General features: G+C 64.8%; 12 protein-coding genes. 11 read left to right on the forward strand and 1 reads right to left on the reverse strand.

From position 1 onward, the window contains the following. Nucleotides 1–147 precede the first annotated feature (147 nt). From FRZ44_RS20015 to FRZ44_RS20040, 6 genes are all read left to right on the forward strand, one after another. Complete coding sequence (locus FRZ44_RS20015) at nucleotides 148–984, forward strand: helix-turn-helix transcriptional regulator (RefSeq protein ID WP_151178837.1); 837 nt, start codon at nucleotides 148–150, stop codon at nucleotides 982–984. A 206-nt stretch (nucleotides 985–1190) separates the two neighbouring features. Beyond that, on the forward strand, nucleotides 1191–2372 hold the full coding sequence (locus tag FRZ44_RS20020) for an ABC transporter substrate-binding protein (RefSeq protein WP_151178838.1): 1182 nt from the start codon (nucleotides 1191–1193) through the stop codon (nucleotides 2370–2372). A 96-nt stretch (nucleotides 2373–2468) separates the two neighbouring features. Further along, on the forward strand, nucleotides 2469–3590 hold the full coding sequence (locus FRZ44_RS20025; RefSeq protein WP_151178839.1) for an ABC transporter ATP-binding protein: 1122 nt from the start codon (nucleotides 2469–2471) through the stop codon (nucleotides 3588–3590). A gap of 1 nt (nucleotide 3591) precedes the next feature. Next, nucleotides 3592–4461 carry an ABC transporter permease gene (locus tag FRZ44_RS20030; protein WP_151178840.1) on the forward strand — a complete coding sequence of 290 codons (870 nt, stop codon included), beginning with the start codon at nucleotides 3592–3594 and terminating at the stop codon, nucleotides 4459–4461. Continuing rightward, complete coding sequence (locus FRZ44_RS20035; RefSeq protein WP_151178841.1) at nucleotides 4461–5276, forward strand: ABC transporter permease; 816 nt, start codon at nucleotides 4461–4463, stop codon at nucleotides 5274–5276. The genes FRZ44_RS20030 and FRZ44_RS20035 overlap by 1 nt, the downstream gene beginning before the upstream one ends. A 31-nt stretch (nucleotides 5277–5307) precedes the next feature. After that, on the forward strand, nucleotides 5308–7314 hold the full coding sequence (locus FRZ44_RS20040) for a CocE/NonD family hydrolase (protein WP_151178842.1): 2007 nt from the start codon (nucleotides 5308–5310) through the stop codon (nucleotides 7312–7314). Nucleotides 7315–7317: 3 nt separating this feature from the next. Here FRZ44_RS20040 and FRZ44_RS20045 read toward each other — a convergent pair whose 3' ends face one another. Further along, nucleotides 7318–8241: a LysR substrate-binding domain-containing protein gene (locus FRZ44_RS20045; protein ID WP_151178843.1), complete on the reverse strand. Its 924-nt coding sequence runs from the start codon at nucleotides 8239–8241 to the stop codon at nucleotides 7318–7320. A 785-nt stretch (nucleotides 8242–9026) separates the two neighbouring features. Here FRZ44_RS20045 and FRZ44_RS20050 point away from each other — a divergent pair. The 5 genes from FRZ44_RS20050 to FRZ44_RS20070 all read left to right on the forward strand — a co-directional run bounded on the left by FRZ44_RS20050 (nucleotide 9027) and on the right by FRZ44_RS20070 (nucleotide 16088). Next, entirely contained in the window at nucleotides 9027–10613 is a 1587-nt protein-coding gene (locus FRZ44_RS20050) for an ABC transporter substrate-binding protein (protein WP_151178844.1), read from the forward strand. Nucleotides 10614–10655: 42 nt separating this feature from the next. Next, entirely contained in the window at nucleotides 10656–11603 is a 948-nt protein-coding gene (locus FRZ44_RS20055) for an ABC transporter permease (protein WP_151178845.1), read from the forward strand. 11 nt (nucleotides 11604–11614) lie between these two features. Further along, the gene (locus FRZ44_RS20060; RefSeq protein WP_151178846.1) at nucleotides 11615–12448 is read left to right on the forward strand and encodes an ABC transporter permease; all 834 of its coding nucleotides are present in this window, start codon (nucleotides 11615–11617) and stop codon (nucleotides 12446–12448) included. A gap of 5 nt (nucleotides 12449–12453) precedes the next feature. Continuing rightward, nucleotides 12454–14067, forward strand: a complete 1614-nt coding sequence (locus FRZ44_RS20065) for an ABC transporter ATP-binding protein (protein ID WP_151178847.1) — start codon at nucleotides 12454–12456, stop codon at nucleotides 14065–14067. Between the two features lie 428 nt (nucleotides 14068–14495). After that, nucleotides 14496–16088, forward strand: a complete 1593-nt coding sequence (locus FRZ44_RS20070; RefSeq protein WP_151178848.1) for an ABC transporter substrate-binding protein — start codon at nucleotides 14496–14498, stop codon at nucleotides 16086–16088. Nucleotides 16089–16165 lie beyond the last annotated feature (77 nt).

Raw genomic sequence — 16165 nt, forward strand, 5'->3', positions numbered from 1 at the left:
GTCCCTCCCGGTTCGGGCCCTTCGCGGGCCGCCCTTCAGTGTCTTCGAAAGCGGATTCCCACCGGCTGAAACCGCCGGCTCCGACCCGCAGCATATCGTCGCGCGCCGATGACGACATATCCCTAAAGCGGTAACGTCCCTGCCGCCATGCGCTCTGCCAAAACGCCCAAGACCTCGCGATCCAACCTGCTGCTCGGACAATGGAGCCGCGGCATGGGCGAACTCATCGACGCGCGCGGGCGCAGCGGTTTCGACCAGGTGCTGTGGCAGGCGGTGCGCCGGCTGGTCGACTTCGACTTCGTCATGACCTTTGCCTATCGCGGCCATGACCGGCCGCTGGCGCTGGGCGACACGCTCGATGCGCCACGTCGGCGGGTGATCGTGTCGGATTATCTCAACGGCCCCTATCTGCTGGACCCCTTCTTCCAGGCGACGCTCGATCAGGTGCGCAGCGGCGCTCACCGGCTGGCGGCGCTGGCGCCCGACCGCTTCCGGCAGAGCGAATATTGCCGCGCCCATTACGCTCGCACCCGGATCGGTGAAGAAGTCGGATTCTTCTTCGCGCTGGCCGAGGACGTGGTCGGCGTCACCTCCTTCGCGCGCTGGGCCGACAGCCCGCCGCTTTCGCGCGCCGACCTGCAATTGCTGCGCCTGATCGAGCCGGCGCTCCAGGCCATCTGCCAATGCCATTGGTCGCAAGTGGGACCGAGCTTCGCGCCCAAGAACGGGCCGTCCCCGCGCAGCGCCGCGGTCCCGCGAAGCGCGCCCTTTGCCCGCGCTTTCGAGCGCTTCGGCAAGCCGCTGTCGGCCCGCGAGCGACAGATCGTGACCCTCGTGCTCCAGGGCCATTCCACGGAATCGATCGCGCGCCATCTCGATATCAGCCCAGGCACGGTGAAGATCCACCGCAAGAACATCTACCGGAAGCTCGCCATTTCGACCCAGGCGGAGCTGTTCGCGGCCTTTCTCGGCGCCATCGCCTGATTCCGGTGTCATCCCCCAGGCGCGCCCCGCCTATATCCGGAGGGGTATGCCGCGGGCGGGAGCCCACCCCCTAGAATGGCGATCGGGATGCGAGGGAGCGGCACGCAGCTCCGGCATCGGGGAGCGGGTTGACGGAACGCCCATTTGGCGAGCCGCGAACTCATTCAAGCAACAAGAACGACGACCACTCACAGGGAAAGATCGACATGAGCAAGAGCTGGTACAGCGACCTGCCGCAATATTACCAACGCCAGATCAAGGCGATGGGCCTCGACGATGCCGGCATGAGCCGGCGCCGCGCGATGAAGGCCATGGCCGCCGCAGCGGGTGCCGCCGCCGCCGCGGGCCTGGTCAAGCCGGCCGCGGCCGCGGCCAATCTCAGCTATATGTGCTGGGAAGGCTACAACGACCCGCGCATCATCGAGCCCTTCAAGAAGGCCAATGATTGCGACGTCTCGTTCGACCTGATCGTCGATTCTCCCGGCGGTTTCGCCAAGCTGCAGGCGGGCGCGTCGCGCGAGGTCGATATCGTCTCGACGGACATGCCCTGGGTCACCCGCATGGGACCCGCCGGCCTCGCCCTCGAGCTCGACCCCACCCAGTATGCCGACATCTATGCGACCTTCTATCCGCAGTTCCGCCCGCCCTTCGAGCCGCTGATCACCGACGGCAAGACCATCGGCGTCGCCACCCGCTGGGGTTGGGTCGGACCCTGCCTCAATCTCGATCACGACAAGCCCGAGGATTGGAAGACCTATGACGGCGTCTTCGATCCGAAGAACAAGGACAAGATCTGCGTGATGGATTGGGGCGATTGGCCGATCCTGCCGATGGCTCTCCATGCCGGCGTCAATCCCTATGAGGAGCTCGACAAGAACGGCCTCGAGGAGGTGCGCAAGGTGCTGCGCGCCATGTTCAAGAACACCCGCACGCTCGTGGGCGACCTGACCCTGGCGCAGAAGGGCCTGCTCGACGGCTCGCTCAAATGCTGCGTCGGCTCCGGCTCCTACATGACGTCGGCCATGCGCAAGCAGGGCCACAAGAACATCCTCGCGGTCGTTCCTGAGCCCAAGAACGGGCTGAAGACGGGCATCATCTGGGTCGAGGCGACGGCGATCCTGAAGGAAACGGACCAGCCGGATCTTTCGCGCAAGCTCCTCAAGCATGTCGTCTCGAAGGAGAGCGGCAAGATCCTCTCGCTCCTCGACACCACCTCCAACGTTGTGACCAACGCAGAGGTCGAGAAGGAGTACACCGACGAGGAGAAGTCGATCCTCCAGGTCGATTACATGTGGCACGCCTGGGACAACAGCCAGATGCACCGCATCGCGCCGAACATCGACGAGATGCTGGCGATCTGGCAGGAAGAACTGGCGGCGGCCCAGTAATCCCGTTAGCGTCGCGGCGAGGCCGCTCCTCAGGCGGAGCGGCCTCGCCCTTTCCTTTCCCGCGAACCCACGGCGCGCCAGCCTTGACGGGAGCCCATGGCCCGAACCGATACCCATGACGCCGATCTCCTCGAGATCGTCGACCTCAAGAAGAGCTTCGGTAGCTACGAGGCGCTGAAGGGCGTCTCGCTCACGGTCCGTCAGGGCGAGTTCATGGCCCTGGTCGGCCCCTCGGGCTGCGGCAAGACCACGCTCCTGAAGCATGTCGCGGGCTTCGAGGAACCGACCGCGGGAACCTTGCGCATCGACGGCAAGGAGATGGTGGGCGTACCGCCGGCGCAGCGTCCGACCAGCATGGTGTTCCAGCGCCTGGCGCTCTTCCCCCATATGACGGTGGCGCAGAATATCGGCTTCCCGCTGAAACTGCGGAAGATGGCGCATCCCGAGATCGAGGCGCGGGTGCGCGCCATGATCACGCTGATGGAGCTGCGTCCCGAATATCTCGGCCGCTATCCGCGCCAGCTTTCGGGCGGCGAGCAGCAGCGCGTGGCGCTCGCCCGCTCGATGGTGTCCGAGCCCAAGCTTCTCCTGCTGGACGAGCCGCTCTCGGCGCTCGACGTCAAGCTCAAGAAGGTGCTGCAGGCCGAGCTCAAGCGGCTCCATCGCAGCCTCGGCGTGACCTTCCTCCATGTCACGCACGACCTCGAGGAAGCGATGATGCTGGCCGACCGCATCTGCGTCATGCGCGCCGGCGAGATCCTGCAGATCGGCAGGCCCGACGACATCTATTACCGGCCCGCCAACGCCTTCGTCGCCGGCTTCATCGGCGAGACCAATCTCTTTCCGGTCGACATCACCTCGATCGAGGAATCGGGCGTCGGTTATCGCTCCGGCGAGATCCAGGACGCCACCAACCGCGTTCCTCGCGCGCTCGCCGCCAAGGTCCTCGCCGAGGGCGCCGCGCATATGATGGTGCGCCCGGAGCTGATCCACATCGCGCGCAGCGGCGTCTCCGGCGGCTTCGATTGCCGCCTTCCGGCGAGCATCACCGAGCTCTTCGTCAAGGGCGGCACGATCCAGTACCGGGCCCGATCGAGCCTGGGCCAGGACATCGTGTTCGAGATGCCCGGCACCTCGGAACGGCCCGCCGACATCGGCGACAAGGTCGAGCTCGGCTGGAACAAGGCCGACATCTTCCTCTTCTGCACCGAGGCCTGAGATGGCGACGGAGGTCGAACGCAGCTGGCGCGATCCCGCCTTGATCGGCAAGGCCCTGCCGACCGTGCTGCTGCAGACGAGCTGCTTCCTGGCGCCGCTGCTGATGACCTTCCTGCTGACCTTCCAGAAGACCAAGAACTTTCAGCTCACCTGGGCGTGGAACCTCGATGTCTGGACCGACGTCTTCACCAAGCCGCATTACTGGACCATCCTGATCCATACGCTCGTCATGGCGGTAACCTGCACCGCCCTGTGCGTGGTGCTGTCGCTGCCGATCGCCTATGCGCTGGCGACCCGCATGAAGCGCTTCGAGAATCACATCAAGATTCTCATCACCTTCGCCTTCCTGACGGACGCGACGCTCAAGACCTTCGGCTGGGTGCTGTTCCTCGATGCCCATGGGGCCGCGAATTATCTGCTGGAGCAGATCGGGTTCGCACCCGGCACGATCGCCATCCTCTTCACCGACTGGGCGACCATGCTGGGCATGGTCTATAGCCTGCTGGCCTTCACCATTTTCACGATCTATCTCTCGATCGACCAGATCGACCGCTCGCTGATCCTCGCCGCCTACGACGCCGGGGCCGGCAAGTTCCGCGCCTTCTGGGAGGTGACCCTGCCGCTCTGCCGCCCGGGCATCTGGGCCGGCGTGGTGCTGGTGTTCCTGCTGGCGGTCGGCGTCTTCCTCGAGCCCAAGGTGCTGGGCGGCGGCAAATCGCCGATGTCGGCCGAGCTGATCCGCCAGACCTTCGAAACCCGCGTGAACTGGCCCTTGGGCGCCGCCCTCACCTTCGTGCTGATGGCTGCGGCGGTGTTCTTCATCCTGCTGTTCAACCGGGTCTATTCGCTCAAGCGCTCGATGGTGGCCTGATGAACCACCGCCTCGAAGCCCGGCTCGTCGAAATCGTTCTCTACGGCTCGGTCGCGGCCGTCCTGGTATTCTTCTATCTCCCGATCTTCACGCTGATCGCATTCTCCTTCCATGAGGGGCGCTATCTGACGCTGCCCTTCGACGGCTTTTCGCTCGACTGGTATGCGGCCCTGCTCGACAACCCCAACGCCAAGGGAGCGCTCGTCAATTCGACCGTGATCGCGCTCATCTCCATGGTGGCGAGCACGATCTTCGGCACCCTGGCCGGCATCGTGGCGGTGCGTTATCGCTTTCCGGGCAAGAAGCCCTTCCTCGCCCTGTCGGCTGCTCCCCTGGTATTCCCGCAACTGCTGCTCGGTATCGTGCTGCTGCTGTGGTTCTCGGTGCTGGGGCGCTGGCTCGATTTCAACAACGGCGTCACGACGGCCATCATCGGACATGTGGTCTATATCACCCCCTTTGCCATGGTGATCGTCGCAGTCCAGGTGTTCAATTTCGACGCGACGCTCGAGGATGCGGCGCGCGACTGCGGTGCGGGCGACTGGGAGGTTTATCGCTACGTCACGATCCCGCTGCTTTGGCCCGGTATCTTCTCGGCCGCCATCTTTGCCTTCCTCCTGTCCTGGGGAAATTTCTACCTGACCTACAGCCTCGCCGGCTCGACCCGCACGCTGCCCACCTTTGTCTTCAGCGGCATCGCCACCGGTTCATCGCCGCTCTATCCGGCGATGGCGACGGTCGTCTTCATTCCGGGTATCCTGCTGGTGATGCTGGCGGACGGCCTGCGCCGGCGGGCCGCCCGCGGCGGCGTCTGACCGCTATTTCATTACCGGCCGACCCGAGGACATGATGACGGACCGTTTCCATAACACCGTGCGCGAGATCGAGAACGCCTGGATCGAGCTCAAGGATGGCTGCCGCCTGGCGGCACGCATCTGGCTGCCGGAAGGCGCCGAAGCGAAGAAGGTGCCGGCCATTCTCGAATATCTCCCCTATCGCAAGCGCGACGGCACCGCCGTGCGCGACCAGCTCACCCATCCCTATTTCGCGGCCCATGGCTATGCGTCCTTACGCGTCGACATGCGCGGCAACGGCGAATCCGACGGGGTGATGCTGGACGAATATCTGAAGCAGGAGCAGGACGACGCGATCGAGGTGCTCGACTGGATCGCGCGCCAGCCCTGGTCGACCGGCAAGGTCGGCATGATCGGCATCTCCTGGGGCGGCTTCAACGGGCTTCAGGTCGCCGCACGGCGTCCCGAACCGCTGAAGGCCGTGGTCTCGATCTGCTCGACCGTGGATCGCTATGCCGACGACATCCATTACAAGGGCGGCTGCCAGCTCAACGAGAATCTCGGCTGGTCCTCGACCATGTTCGCCTATTCCTCGCGGCCCCCCGATCCGGCGCTGGTCGGCGACCGCTGGCGCGAGATCTGGATGGAGCGGCTCGAGAACGAGCCGTTGCTGATCAAGAACTGGCTGGAGCATCAGCGCCGCGACGAATACTGGAAACATGGCTCGATCTGCGAGGACTGGAATTCGATCGAGGCGGCCGTGCTGGCCGTGGGCGGCTGGGCCGACGCCTATCGCAACGCGCCGCTCCAACTGGTCGCCCGTCTCAAGGCGCCCTGCAAGGCGCTGATCGGGCCCTGGCTGCATAAATATCCGCATTTCGCCGTGCCGGCGCCGCGCATCGGCTTCCTGCAGGAATGCCTGCGCTGGTGGGACTACTGGCTCAAGGGGATCGATACCGGCGTGATGAAGGAGCCGGACGTGCGGGCCTATATGCAGGACAGCGTGCCCGCCAGCACCTTCTACAAGGAACGGCCCGGCCGCTGGATCGCCGAACCCTCCTGGCCGTCGCCCCACATCAGGCCGCTGACCCTGGCGATGAATGCCAACGGTCTGGCGCCGCAGGCGGGACCCGAAACGCCGCTCGAGCTCGCCTCGCCGCAGACCACGGGCTCGGTCGGCGGCGAATATTGCGCCATCTGGCTGGGGCCGGAATCGCCGGGCGACCAGCGCGTCGACGATGCGGGCTCGCTCTGTTTCGACGGCGCGCCGCTGGCGGCGCCGCTCGAAATCTTCGGCACGCCCGAGATCGAGCTCGAGCTCGCGATCGACAAGCCGCAGGGCTTCGTCTGCGTCCGGCTCTGCGATGTCTGGCCCGACGGCCAGTCGGTCCGGGTGAGCTACGGTTTCCTCAACCTCGCCCATCGCAACAGCCACGAGCATCCGAGCCCGGTGCCCGTGGGTCAGCGGCTCAAGGTGAAGGTCAAGCTCGACGACTGCGCCCATGCCTTCCGCCAGGGCAACCGGCTGCGCATTGCTGTCTCGACCAGCTACTGGCCGATGATCTGGCCCTCGCCCGAGCGGGTGCATCTCACGCTCCAGGCCGGAAAATGCCGGGCGATCCTGCCCGAGCGCCCGCACCGGGCCGAGACCGCCCCCCATTTCGAGCCGCCCGACAGCGCCCCGCCGCTCAAGCTCGAAACCGTGCGGCCAGGATCGAATGTCCGCCGCCTCGAGCAGGATCTGGGCTCGGGCGAATGGAAGCTGGTGATCGAGGACGATTTCGGCGAGACGCGCGACACCACCCATGGCCTCGTCAGCGGCGGCGCCGGCCGCGAGACTTGGCGGGTCCATCCCGACGATCCGCTGCAGGCCGTGGGCGAGACCCATTGGACCATGACCGTGTCGCGACCCGGATGGTCGACCCGGACCGAGACCTACTGCCGGCTGCGGGCCGATCGCACCCGGTTCTTCCTGGAAGGGCGGCTCGAGGCCTATGAAGGCGACAAGCTGGTGCTCGAGCGCGAATGGAAGAGCGAGCATCCGCGCGAGATGATGTGAGCCTCAGGCTCTGAGCGGCTTGATGGCGCGGGCCTGGGCCTCGATCCAGGCCTGCAGCAGCTGGGTCGCGGGCGAAGCCGGTCGGTTCATCGGCAGCAGCTGATAATACCCCCCGGCGGCGGGCACGCTGCCGGGGACCGCCTGCACCAGCGTCCCGCGGGTCAGGTGATCGGTGATGAGGCCCCGCCAGCCGAGCATGACGCCGTGGCTTTCGACCGCGGCCTGCATCGCCATCATGTAGTTGTTGAAGCGTTCGGAACGGCCGCGCGCCGGCTCGGTGATGCCCATCTTGGCGAACCAGATCGGCCAGGTCTCCCAGCTGCGATTGTCGCTCTCGGTATGGATCAGGCGTTCCGCCAGCAGATCCGCCGGCCGCTTCATCTCGGGCCGCTCGGCCCGGTAGCTGGGGCTGCAGACCGGGATGATGTCGTCGCCGAACAGCAGGGTCGAAGCATAGCCCGGCCAGTCGCCGGGCCCGTAGAGCACCACCAGGTCGAGATCGTCCTCGAGCCGGTCGACCAGCCGGTCCGCCACGATATAGCGCAGCGCGATATCGGGATTGGCGACGCTGAAGCTGGGAATCCGCGGCATCAGCCAGAGCGAGGCGAAGGCGATCGTGGAGCCGACAGTGACCTGGCGTGGATCGGAACCCACCGCCAGCTCGCGGCAGGCCTGGCCGATCTGGCTCAACCCGTCGAACAGCGCGCGATGCAGCGTGACCCCCTGGGGCGTCAGCCGCACCCGGCGATGGAACCGTTCGAACAACGCGCAGCCCAGATGTTCTTCCAGCTTGCGCACCTGCCGGCTGATGGCGGCCACGGTGACGTTGAGTTCGGCCGCCGCCAGGGTGATGGACTGATGGCGGGCTGCGGCCTCGAACGCCACGAGGCTGTTGGCAGGCGGCAGCTGAGGGTCAGACTGGGCCATAAACTCAGGTCAATCAAACATTGATATTTTTGGGAGTTTACTGCCGAATAGCGGCCATGCAAGTTTGGCATATCGTAAATAAATATTCGGGCGCGAACAGGGCCGGCGGGCGGGCTCGAGGCCTTGGATCAGGCCCGTGGGATCGGCTTCATGAGGGTCGGAAACGGGAGCCGGTGTCGGCGCGCTGGCCTTCCCGACCTGCCATCGCTGGCGCGGAAAAGCCCCGAATTTTGCCGGAGATGCCGCTTGGGGCCGTCATGATCGGCCGGTAAGACGTCAATCATGCTGTGGCAACGGGAAAGCCCGTGCCATAGTTCGCCTCAAATAATAAGCCGCTCGTGGGAGTGCGGCACTCGGATGAACCCCACCGAAGCATGGGAGGCTTCAATGATCGACTTCGGACATCGGTGCGCGACAACCGCGAACCGCCGGCAGGCCCGCATCCTGGGTTCGGCCGCGCGGCGAGCTTCGGCTTGACTCGCGCCCTCGCGAGCAAGATCGCCTTTCCGGCCCTCTAGCCCGGTCTGACGATCCGTCGAATGCCGATTCGTCTCATGCACGATCTAACGATGCACGACGTCTTGGTTCGCCGCGGCTTTCACCCTGCTGCGCTCTCGATCGGGCCGATGGGCCGGAACGGAACCGCAGGGCCGCAGGAACCGAAGGCCGGCATCTCCGCACGCGACGCTGTCGCCGCCGGAGATTGCCGGTCGAGGAAGAACTGACCGCCGGTTGGACATGGTGCCCTTCCGGTTTGGCCGAAAATCGATGGGAGATATCGAGCAATGAATGAATGGGAACGGCTCCAACAGGCAGCCCTGACGGGCAGGGCCAGCCGACGTGAGTTCCTGCGCGGCGCGGCTGCGCTGGGCATCACGACCGCGCTCAGCAGCGGAATCATGGTGAAGGCGGGTTGGGCCGCCGAACCGAAGAAGGGCGGCACCCTTCGCATGGGCATGGAAGGCGGCTCGCCCAGCGATTCGCTCGATCCGCGCACCTACGCGGACTCGGTCATGATCGCGGCGTCGCTCGCCGTCATGAACTGTCTGATCGAGTTCGACACCGCCGGCAATCCGACGGGCGAGCTGTTCGAAAGCTGGGACGTGAAGCCCGGCGCCGCCGAATGGGTCTTCAATGTCCGCCAGGGCATCAAGTTCTCGAACGGCAAGACGCTCGACGCCGAAGACTGCATCTACTCGATCCAGATCCATCGCGGCGAGACCAAGTCGCCGGCCAAGGGCATCCTCGAGCAGATCAAGGAGATCAAGGCCCTGTCGCCGACCCAGGTCGGCATCACCCTCTCTTCCGGCAATGCCGACTTCCCGGTCATCCTCGGCGACTACCATCTCGTGGTGGTGCCGAAGGATTTCACCGACTGGCAGAAGCCGATCGGCACCGGCGCCTACACGCTCGAGAGCTTCGAGCCGGGTGTGCGCCTGGTCTTCAAGAACCGCGGCGATTACTGGAAGCCCGGCCGCGGCAATTTCGACACGGTCGAGCTGCGCAACATCCAGGACGTTGCGGCCCGCACGGCGGCCCTGCAGTCGGGTGAAGTCGATGCGGTCAACCGCCTCGATGCCCGCACCGTGAAGCTGCTGATGCAGGACCCGAACCTCAACGTCGTCCGCACCAAGGGCACCGGCAACCGCTTCTGCTTCGTGACCCGCGTGACCGACAAGCCGTTTGACAACAAGGATCTGCGCACCGCCCTGAAGTGGGGCATCGATCGCGAGAAGATCATCGAATCCGTCTATAACGGCTATGCCGTCCCGGGCAACGATCACAATCTCGACGCGCTCAATCCCTTCTACAACACCGAGATGCCGCAGCGGAAATACGATCCGGAAAAGGCGGCGTTCTTCTTCAAGAAGGCGGGGCTCCCCGCCAACACCGCGATCGAGCTGCAGACCTCGGAAGGCGCCTGGGGCTCGGCCGTCGACTGTGCCTCGCTCTATCAGCAGGCGCTCAAGAAGGCCGGCATCAATCTCGACGTGAAGAAGGTGTCCGCCGACGGCTACTGGGACAATGTGTGGCTGAAGGTGCCCTTCTGCGCCGTGTATTGGGGCCGCCGCATGTCCGCCGACCAGGCCTTCACCCAGGTCTTCGGCGAGGCGTCCGACTGGAACGACACGAACTGGAAGGTTCCGGAGTTCCAGAAGCTGATCAAGGACGCCCGCATCGAAACCGACCAGGCGAAGCGCAAGGAGATGTACTGGAAGGCCCAGGAGATGATCGCCGACGACGACGGCTTCATCTGCTTCGCCATCACGGACTATCTCGACGGCTACTCGAAGAAGGTCATGGGCAACGAGCCGCACGCTCGCTACGACCTGAACGACAACCGTATCGCCGAAAAGGGCTGGTTCGCGTAATCCAGCTCAACTGAAATCACTGCCAATCCCGGGGGCGACCTCATGCTTCGATTGATCTTAAGTCGGGTCGCCCTCGGGCTTGTTACGCTGCTTGCCGTCAGCCTTCTGATTTTCATCGCAACCGAAGTGCTGCCGGGCGACGTCGCCAGCGCGGTCCTGGGCCAGGGCGCCACGCCCGAGACGCTGGCGGTCTTCCGGCATGAGCTCGGCCTCGACCGGCCGGCCTATGTCCGCTACCTCGAATGGCTCTTCAACGCGCTGCGCGGCGACTTCGGCGTCGCCCTCACCAACAAGCGCGATATCGTCGCCTCGATCTCGCCCAAGTTCGACAACACCATGTTCCTCGCGGGCTACGCCGCGCTGATCGCGGTGCCGCTCGCGGTCGGGCTCGGGATCGTCGCCGCGATCAACGAGGGGAAATGGATCGATCGGGCCGCCAATATCGTGTCGCTGGCGGCCATCTCCTTCCCCGAATTCTTCATTGCCTACGTCCTGATCCTGTTTCTGGCCGTGCGGGCCCACTGGTTCCCGGTCCTCTCGACGGTATTCTCCGACATGAGCCTGGGCCAGCGCCTCTATGTGGTGGCGCTGCCCGCGGTCACCCTCACCATGCTGGTGACGGCGCATATGCTGCGCATGACCCGGTCCTCGGTGCTGTCGATCATGTCGCAGCCCTATATCGAGATGGCGTTCCTGAAGGGGCTGAAACGATCGCGCGTGGTCTTCGTCCATGCGCTCCCCAATGCCGCGGCCCCGATCATCACCGTGATCGCCCTCAACCTCGCCTATCTGATCGTCGGCGTGGTCGTGATCGAGACCGTGTTCGTCTATCCGGGCATCGGGCAGTTCATGGTCGACGGCGTGACCAAGCGCGACCTGCCGGTCGTGCAGGCCTGCGGCCTGGTCTTCGCCGGCGCCTTCGTCATTCTCAACACGATCGCGGACGTGCTGGCCATTCTGGTCAATCCAAGACTGCGTAAGGCACGGTAGGGGCGGGGCAAATGCGGATCTTCGGATATAAGCCGACTGTCTCGGCCTGGGTCGGAATCGTCATCGTCGGCATTTTCGTCTTCGCCGCCATCTTCGCGCCCTGGATCGCGCCCTATGGCGAAGCGGATTCGGTCTCCGAGACCTGGAGCCCCGCCTCGGCCGATTTCTGGCTGGGGACCGACAATATCGGCCGCGACCTGCTCTCGCGCGTGATCTATGGCGCGCGCACCACGATCGGCGTGGCCCTGGTCACGACCGTCCTCTCCTTCATGCTCGGCACCACCGCCGGGCTGCTTGCGGCGGTGAGCGGGAAGGTCGTCGACCAGGTGCTGTCGCGCATCGTCGACGTCATGCTCTCGATCCCTCTGCTGGTCTTTGCCTTGATGATCCTGTCGATGTTCGGCTCGTCGCTCGGCACCCTCGTCCTGACGATCGCGATCCTCGATTCGACCCGCGTCTTCCGGCTGGCGCGCTCGGTGGCGGTGAATATCGCGGTCCTCGACTATGTCGAGGTCGCGCGCCTGCGCGGCGAAGGACTGCCCTGGATTATCCGCCGCGAGGTCCTGCCCAACGCCATGCCGCCGATGATCTCGGAGTTCGGCCTGCGCTTCTGCTTCAACTTCCTCTTCGTCGCCGGCTTGAGCTTCCTCGGCCTCGGGATCCAGCCGCCGCTGGCCGACTGGGGCGGGATGGTGCGCGACAATGCGCGCGCCATCGGCTTCGGCCTGCCGGCGCCGATCTGGCCCGCTCTCGCCATCGCGCTGATGACCATCGGCGTCAATCTGATCGTCGACTGGATCCTGTCGATCAATGCCCGGCCATCCGGCGCCTCGGCGGAGATGTGAACCCCGTGACCGAATCAGTCCTCAAGATCACGAATCTCCGGATCGAATCGATCCATGGCGCCGTCCTGGTCGACAATGTCTCGCTGGAGCTGAAGCGGGGCGAGGTGCTGGGGCTGATCGGCGAAAGCGGCGCCGGGAAATCCACCATCGGCCTCGGCTCGATGGTCTATGCGCGCGCGGGCTGCCGGATCACCGGCGGCACGGTCGAGATCGACGGCGAGAGCGTGCGCGATCTCTCGGCGGACGGTCGGCGCGATCTCCGCGGCAAGCGCATCGCCTATATCGCCCAGAGCGCCGCGGCCTCGTTCAACCCCGCCTATCGCATCATCGACCAGGTCTGCGAGATGCCCGTCAAGCATGGCCTGATGAGCAAGCCCGAGGCGCGCGCCTGGGCCGTCGAGCTGTTCAAGGCGCTCGATCTGCCGGATCCGGAGAAGTTCGGGAACCGCTATCCCCATCAGGCGTCGGGCGGCCAGCTGCAGCGCGCCATGACTGCCATGGCGATGTCCTGCCGCCCCGATATCCTGGTGTTCGACGAACCCACCACGGCCCTCGACGTGACGACGCAGATCGAGGTCCTGGCGCTGATCAAGAAGCTGATCCAGAACTACAACACGGCCGCCCTCTACATCACCCACGATCTCGCCGTGGTCGCCCAGGTGGCCGACCGGATCATGGTGCTGCGCCACGGCAAGATGGTGGAGCTGGGCGCCACCAAGCAGATCCTGCTGGCACCGACCACCGATTACGCGCGCGCCCTGGTGTCGGAGCGCAAGGCCGCCGACAAGCTCTCGGTCGAAGCCGAGACCGTCCATGGCGAGCCGCTGCTCAATGTGCAGGACGTTGTCGGACAGTATGAGCATTTCATCGCGGTCAAGAACGTCACCATCTCGGTGGCGAAGGGCGAGACCGTGGCCGTGGTCGGCGAATCCGGCTCCGGCAAGAGCTCGCTGGCCCGCCTCATCGTCGGCCTCCTGCCGCGCAAATCGGGTTCCGTGCGGTTCGGCGGCGAGGAGCTGCCGCCGGCCCTCAAGCAGCGCAGCAAAGACAATCTTCGCCGGATCCAGTTCATCTATCAGCAGCCGGACGTCGCCCTCAATCCGCGCCAGACGATCGGCGAAGTCATCGGCCGCCCGATCAAGTTCTATTTCAACCATCCGTCGGCGGAGGTGAAGCGGCGCGTCGCCCAGCTGCTGAAGCAGGTGGGGCTGCCGGAGGACTATGCGAAGCGTCTGACGACGGCCCTGTCCGGCGGCCAGAAGCAGCGCGTCTGCATCGCGCGCGCGCTCGCGGCCGAGCCGGACCTCATCATCTGCGACGAGCCGACCTCGGCGCTCGACCAGCTGGTGGCCGAAGACATCCTGAAGCTCCTGAAGAAGCTGCAGGACGAACTCGGCGTGGCCTATCTCTTCATCACCCACGATCTCGGCATCGTGCGCCGGATCGCGCATCGAACCGCCGTCATGTTGCGCGGCGAGATCGTGGATCAGGGACCGACGCCGAGGCTCTTCTCGCCGCCATTCCATCCCTATACCGAGCGCCTGCTCTCCTCGGTGCCGGAGATGCGCACCGAGTGGCTCGATGAACTCCTCAGCAAACGGGCACGGAAGGCGGGATAGCGAAGGCGAGCGGAGCAGGATTTCAGGCGACCGGAACCCCTCGCTCATCGAGCGGGGGCCAGCCGGTCATTGATATTTATGGGTGTTTACCTAAGAATTGCCGCCGGCCGGTTCAGCCTGGCGCCGACCTTCGAGACGCGGCGGCAGGCAGACGGCATTCGGGACAAGTCGAAGCCGCCGGAGGCGATTTCCATCGGGAGAGAGCATAGCGGGACATGTCGCGCCTCGTCCCAAGGTCTGCCGGGCCGGACATTCCGGCCTTGCGCACCGGGACCGCGGGGGAGGATGAAGCGAATCTCGCGATCCTGTAATGCCATGGCGCTATGGTCCTCGGGATGCTCGTGGCATAGTCATTTCAAGTCATAAGCTGCCGCCAGTGGGGGTGCGGCGGTCCATCGAACCCCACCGAAGCAAGGGAGGCTTCCGCTATGAGCGAACTCGAATATTGGAAATCGCGGCTTGCGGGCGGCAAAGTCAGCCGTCGTGAATTCATCGGCCGCGCCGCGGCCCTCGGCCTGACGACGGCGCTGGCGACCACGCTCGCCAGCAAGATCTCCGGCGCGGAGCCCAAGAAAGGCGGTTCGGCGAAATTCGGCCTGGCCCATGGCGCCACCACAGACTCTCTCGACCCGGGCACCTGGCCCGATACCTTCACCCAGACCTCGTTCTGGGGCTCGACCTGCAACGGCCTCACCGACATCGATACCAAAGGCAACATCGTCGGCGACCTGGCCGAAACCATGGAACCCTCGAAGGGCGCGACCGAGTGGATCTTCAAGCTCCGCAAGGGCGTCACGTTCCACAACGGCAAGAATCTGACCTCGGCCGACGTCCTCGCTTCGTTCAATCATCACCGGGCCGAGAATTCCAAGTCGGCCGTGAAGTCGGTCCTCGCTCCGATCGCCGACATCAAGGCCGACGGCGCGGACACGGTCGTCTTCACGCTCAAGGATGCCAGCGCCGATTTCCCCTACCTGACCAGCGACTATCACATCCCCATCCTGCCGGCGAAGGACGACGGCACCCTCGACTGGCAGTCGGGCATCGGCACCGGCGCATTCATTCTCGAGAAGTTCGAGCCGGGCGTCTCCGCCAAGGAGAAGCGCAATCCCAATTACCATAAATCGGGACTTCCCTATTTCGACGAGGTCGAGTTCCTGGCGCTGACCGACGTGACGGCGCGGACCAACGCGCTCACCACGGGCGAAGTGCAGTTCATCGGCCGCTGCGATCTGAAGACCCTCAACCTGCTTCAGCGCAACAAGGATCTCGAGATCGACGAGGTCACCGGCTATGGCCATTACGTGCTGCCGATGGACACCACTCAGAAGCCGTTCGACGACGTGAACGTCCGGACGGCGCTCAAATACGCGCTCGACCGGGAAGAGGTGGTCAAGAAGATCTTCCTCGGCCACGCCACTGTCGGCAACGACAACCCGATCGCGCCGACCATCAAATACGCGATCCAGCCGGAACCGAAGTACAGCTATGACGTCGACAAGGCGAAGTTCTACCTGAAGAAGTCCGGACTCTCCTCGCTCAAGGTCGATCTCTCGGTCGCCGATGCCGCCTTCGACGGCGCCGTCGATACCGGCGTTCTCTTCAAAAATAGCGCCGCCAAGGCCGGCATCGACATCAATGTCGTGCGCGAACCCAACGACGGCTACTGGGACAATGTCTGGCTGAAGAAGGGCTGGTGCGCGTCCTATTGGAGCGGCCGGCCGACCTGCGACTGGATGTTCTCGACGGCTTATGCCGCCGGTGCGGCGTGGAACGAGACACATTGGAACAACGCGAGGTTCAACCAACTGCTGGTCGCGGCCCGCGGGGAGACGGACGACAAGAAGCGCGCGACGATGTATGCGGAGATGCAGCAGATCACGCATGACGATGGCGGCGTGATCGTCCTGGTCTTCAATAACTATGTGAGCGCCCACTCGAAGAAAGTGGCTCACAACACGCTCGCCTCGAACTGGGAGAATGACGGCCTGAGAATGGCCGAGCGTTGGTGGTTCACCTGACCGCAGCCGGAACCGGAACTGCGACGGGCCGATCCTCTCGAGGAGGGCCCGTCCAACCGGTTTGATGAAGGGCAGCA

The sequence above is a fragment of the Hypericibacter terrae genome (assembly GCF_008728855.1).
GTDB lineage: Bacteria > Pseudomonadota > Alphaproteobacteria > Dongiales > Dongiaceae > Hypericibacter > Hypericibacter terrae.

Excerpts from the sequence above, each read along its gene's own strand:
- FRZ44_RS20015 (WP_151178837.1), top strand. The coding sequence starts at position 148 with ATGCGCTCTGCCAAAACGCCCAAGACCTCGCGATCCAACCTGCTGCTC.
- FRZ44_RS20020 (WP_151178838.1), top strand. The coding sequence starts at position 1,191 with ATGAGCAAGAGCTGGTACAGCGACCTGCCGCAATATTACCAACGCCAG.
- FRZ44_RS20025 (WP_151178839.1), top strand. The coding sequence starts at position 2,469 with ATGGCCCGAACCGATACCCATGACGCCGATCTCCTCGAGATCGTCGAC.
- FRZ44_RS20030 (WP_151178840.1), top strand. The coding sequence starts at position 3,592 with ATGGCGACGGAGGTCGAACGCAGCTGGCGCGATCCCGCCTTGATCGGC.
- FRZ44_RS20035 (WP_151178841.1), top strand. The coding sequence starts at position 4,461 with ATGAACCACCGCCTCGAAGCCCGGCTCGTCGAAATCGTTCTCTACGGC.
- FRZ44_RS20040 (WP_151178842.1), top strand. The coding sequence starts at position 5,308 with ATGATGACGGACCGTTTCCATAACACCGTGCGCGAGATCGAGAACGCC.
- FRZ44_RS20045 (WP_151178843.1), bottom strand. The coding sequence starts at position 8,241 with ATGGCCCAGTCTGACCCTCAGCTGCCGCCTGCCAACAGCCTCGTGGCG.
- FRZ44_RS20050 (WP_151178844.1), top strand. The coding sequence starts at position 9,027 with ATGAATGAATGGGAACGGCTCCAACAGGCAGCCCTGACGGGCAGGGCC.
- FRZ44_RS20055 (WP_151178845.1), top strand. The coding sequence starts at position 10,656 with ATGCTTCGATTGATCTTAAGTCGGGTCGCCCTCGGGCTTGTTACGCTG.
- FRZ44_RS20060 (WP_151178846.1), top strand. The coding sequence starts at position 11,615 with ATGCGGATCTTCGGATATAAGCCGACTGTCTCGGCCTGGGTCGGAATC.
- FRZ44_RS20070 (WP_151178848.1), top strand. The coding sequence starts at position 14,496 with ATGAGCGAACTCGAATATTGGAAATCGCGGCTTGCGGGCGGCAAAGTC.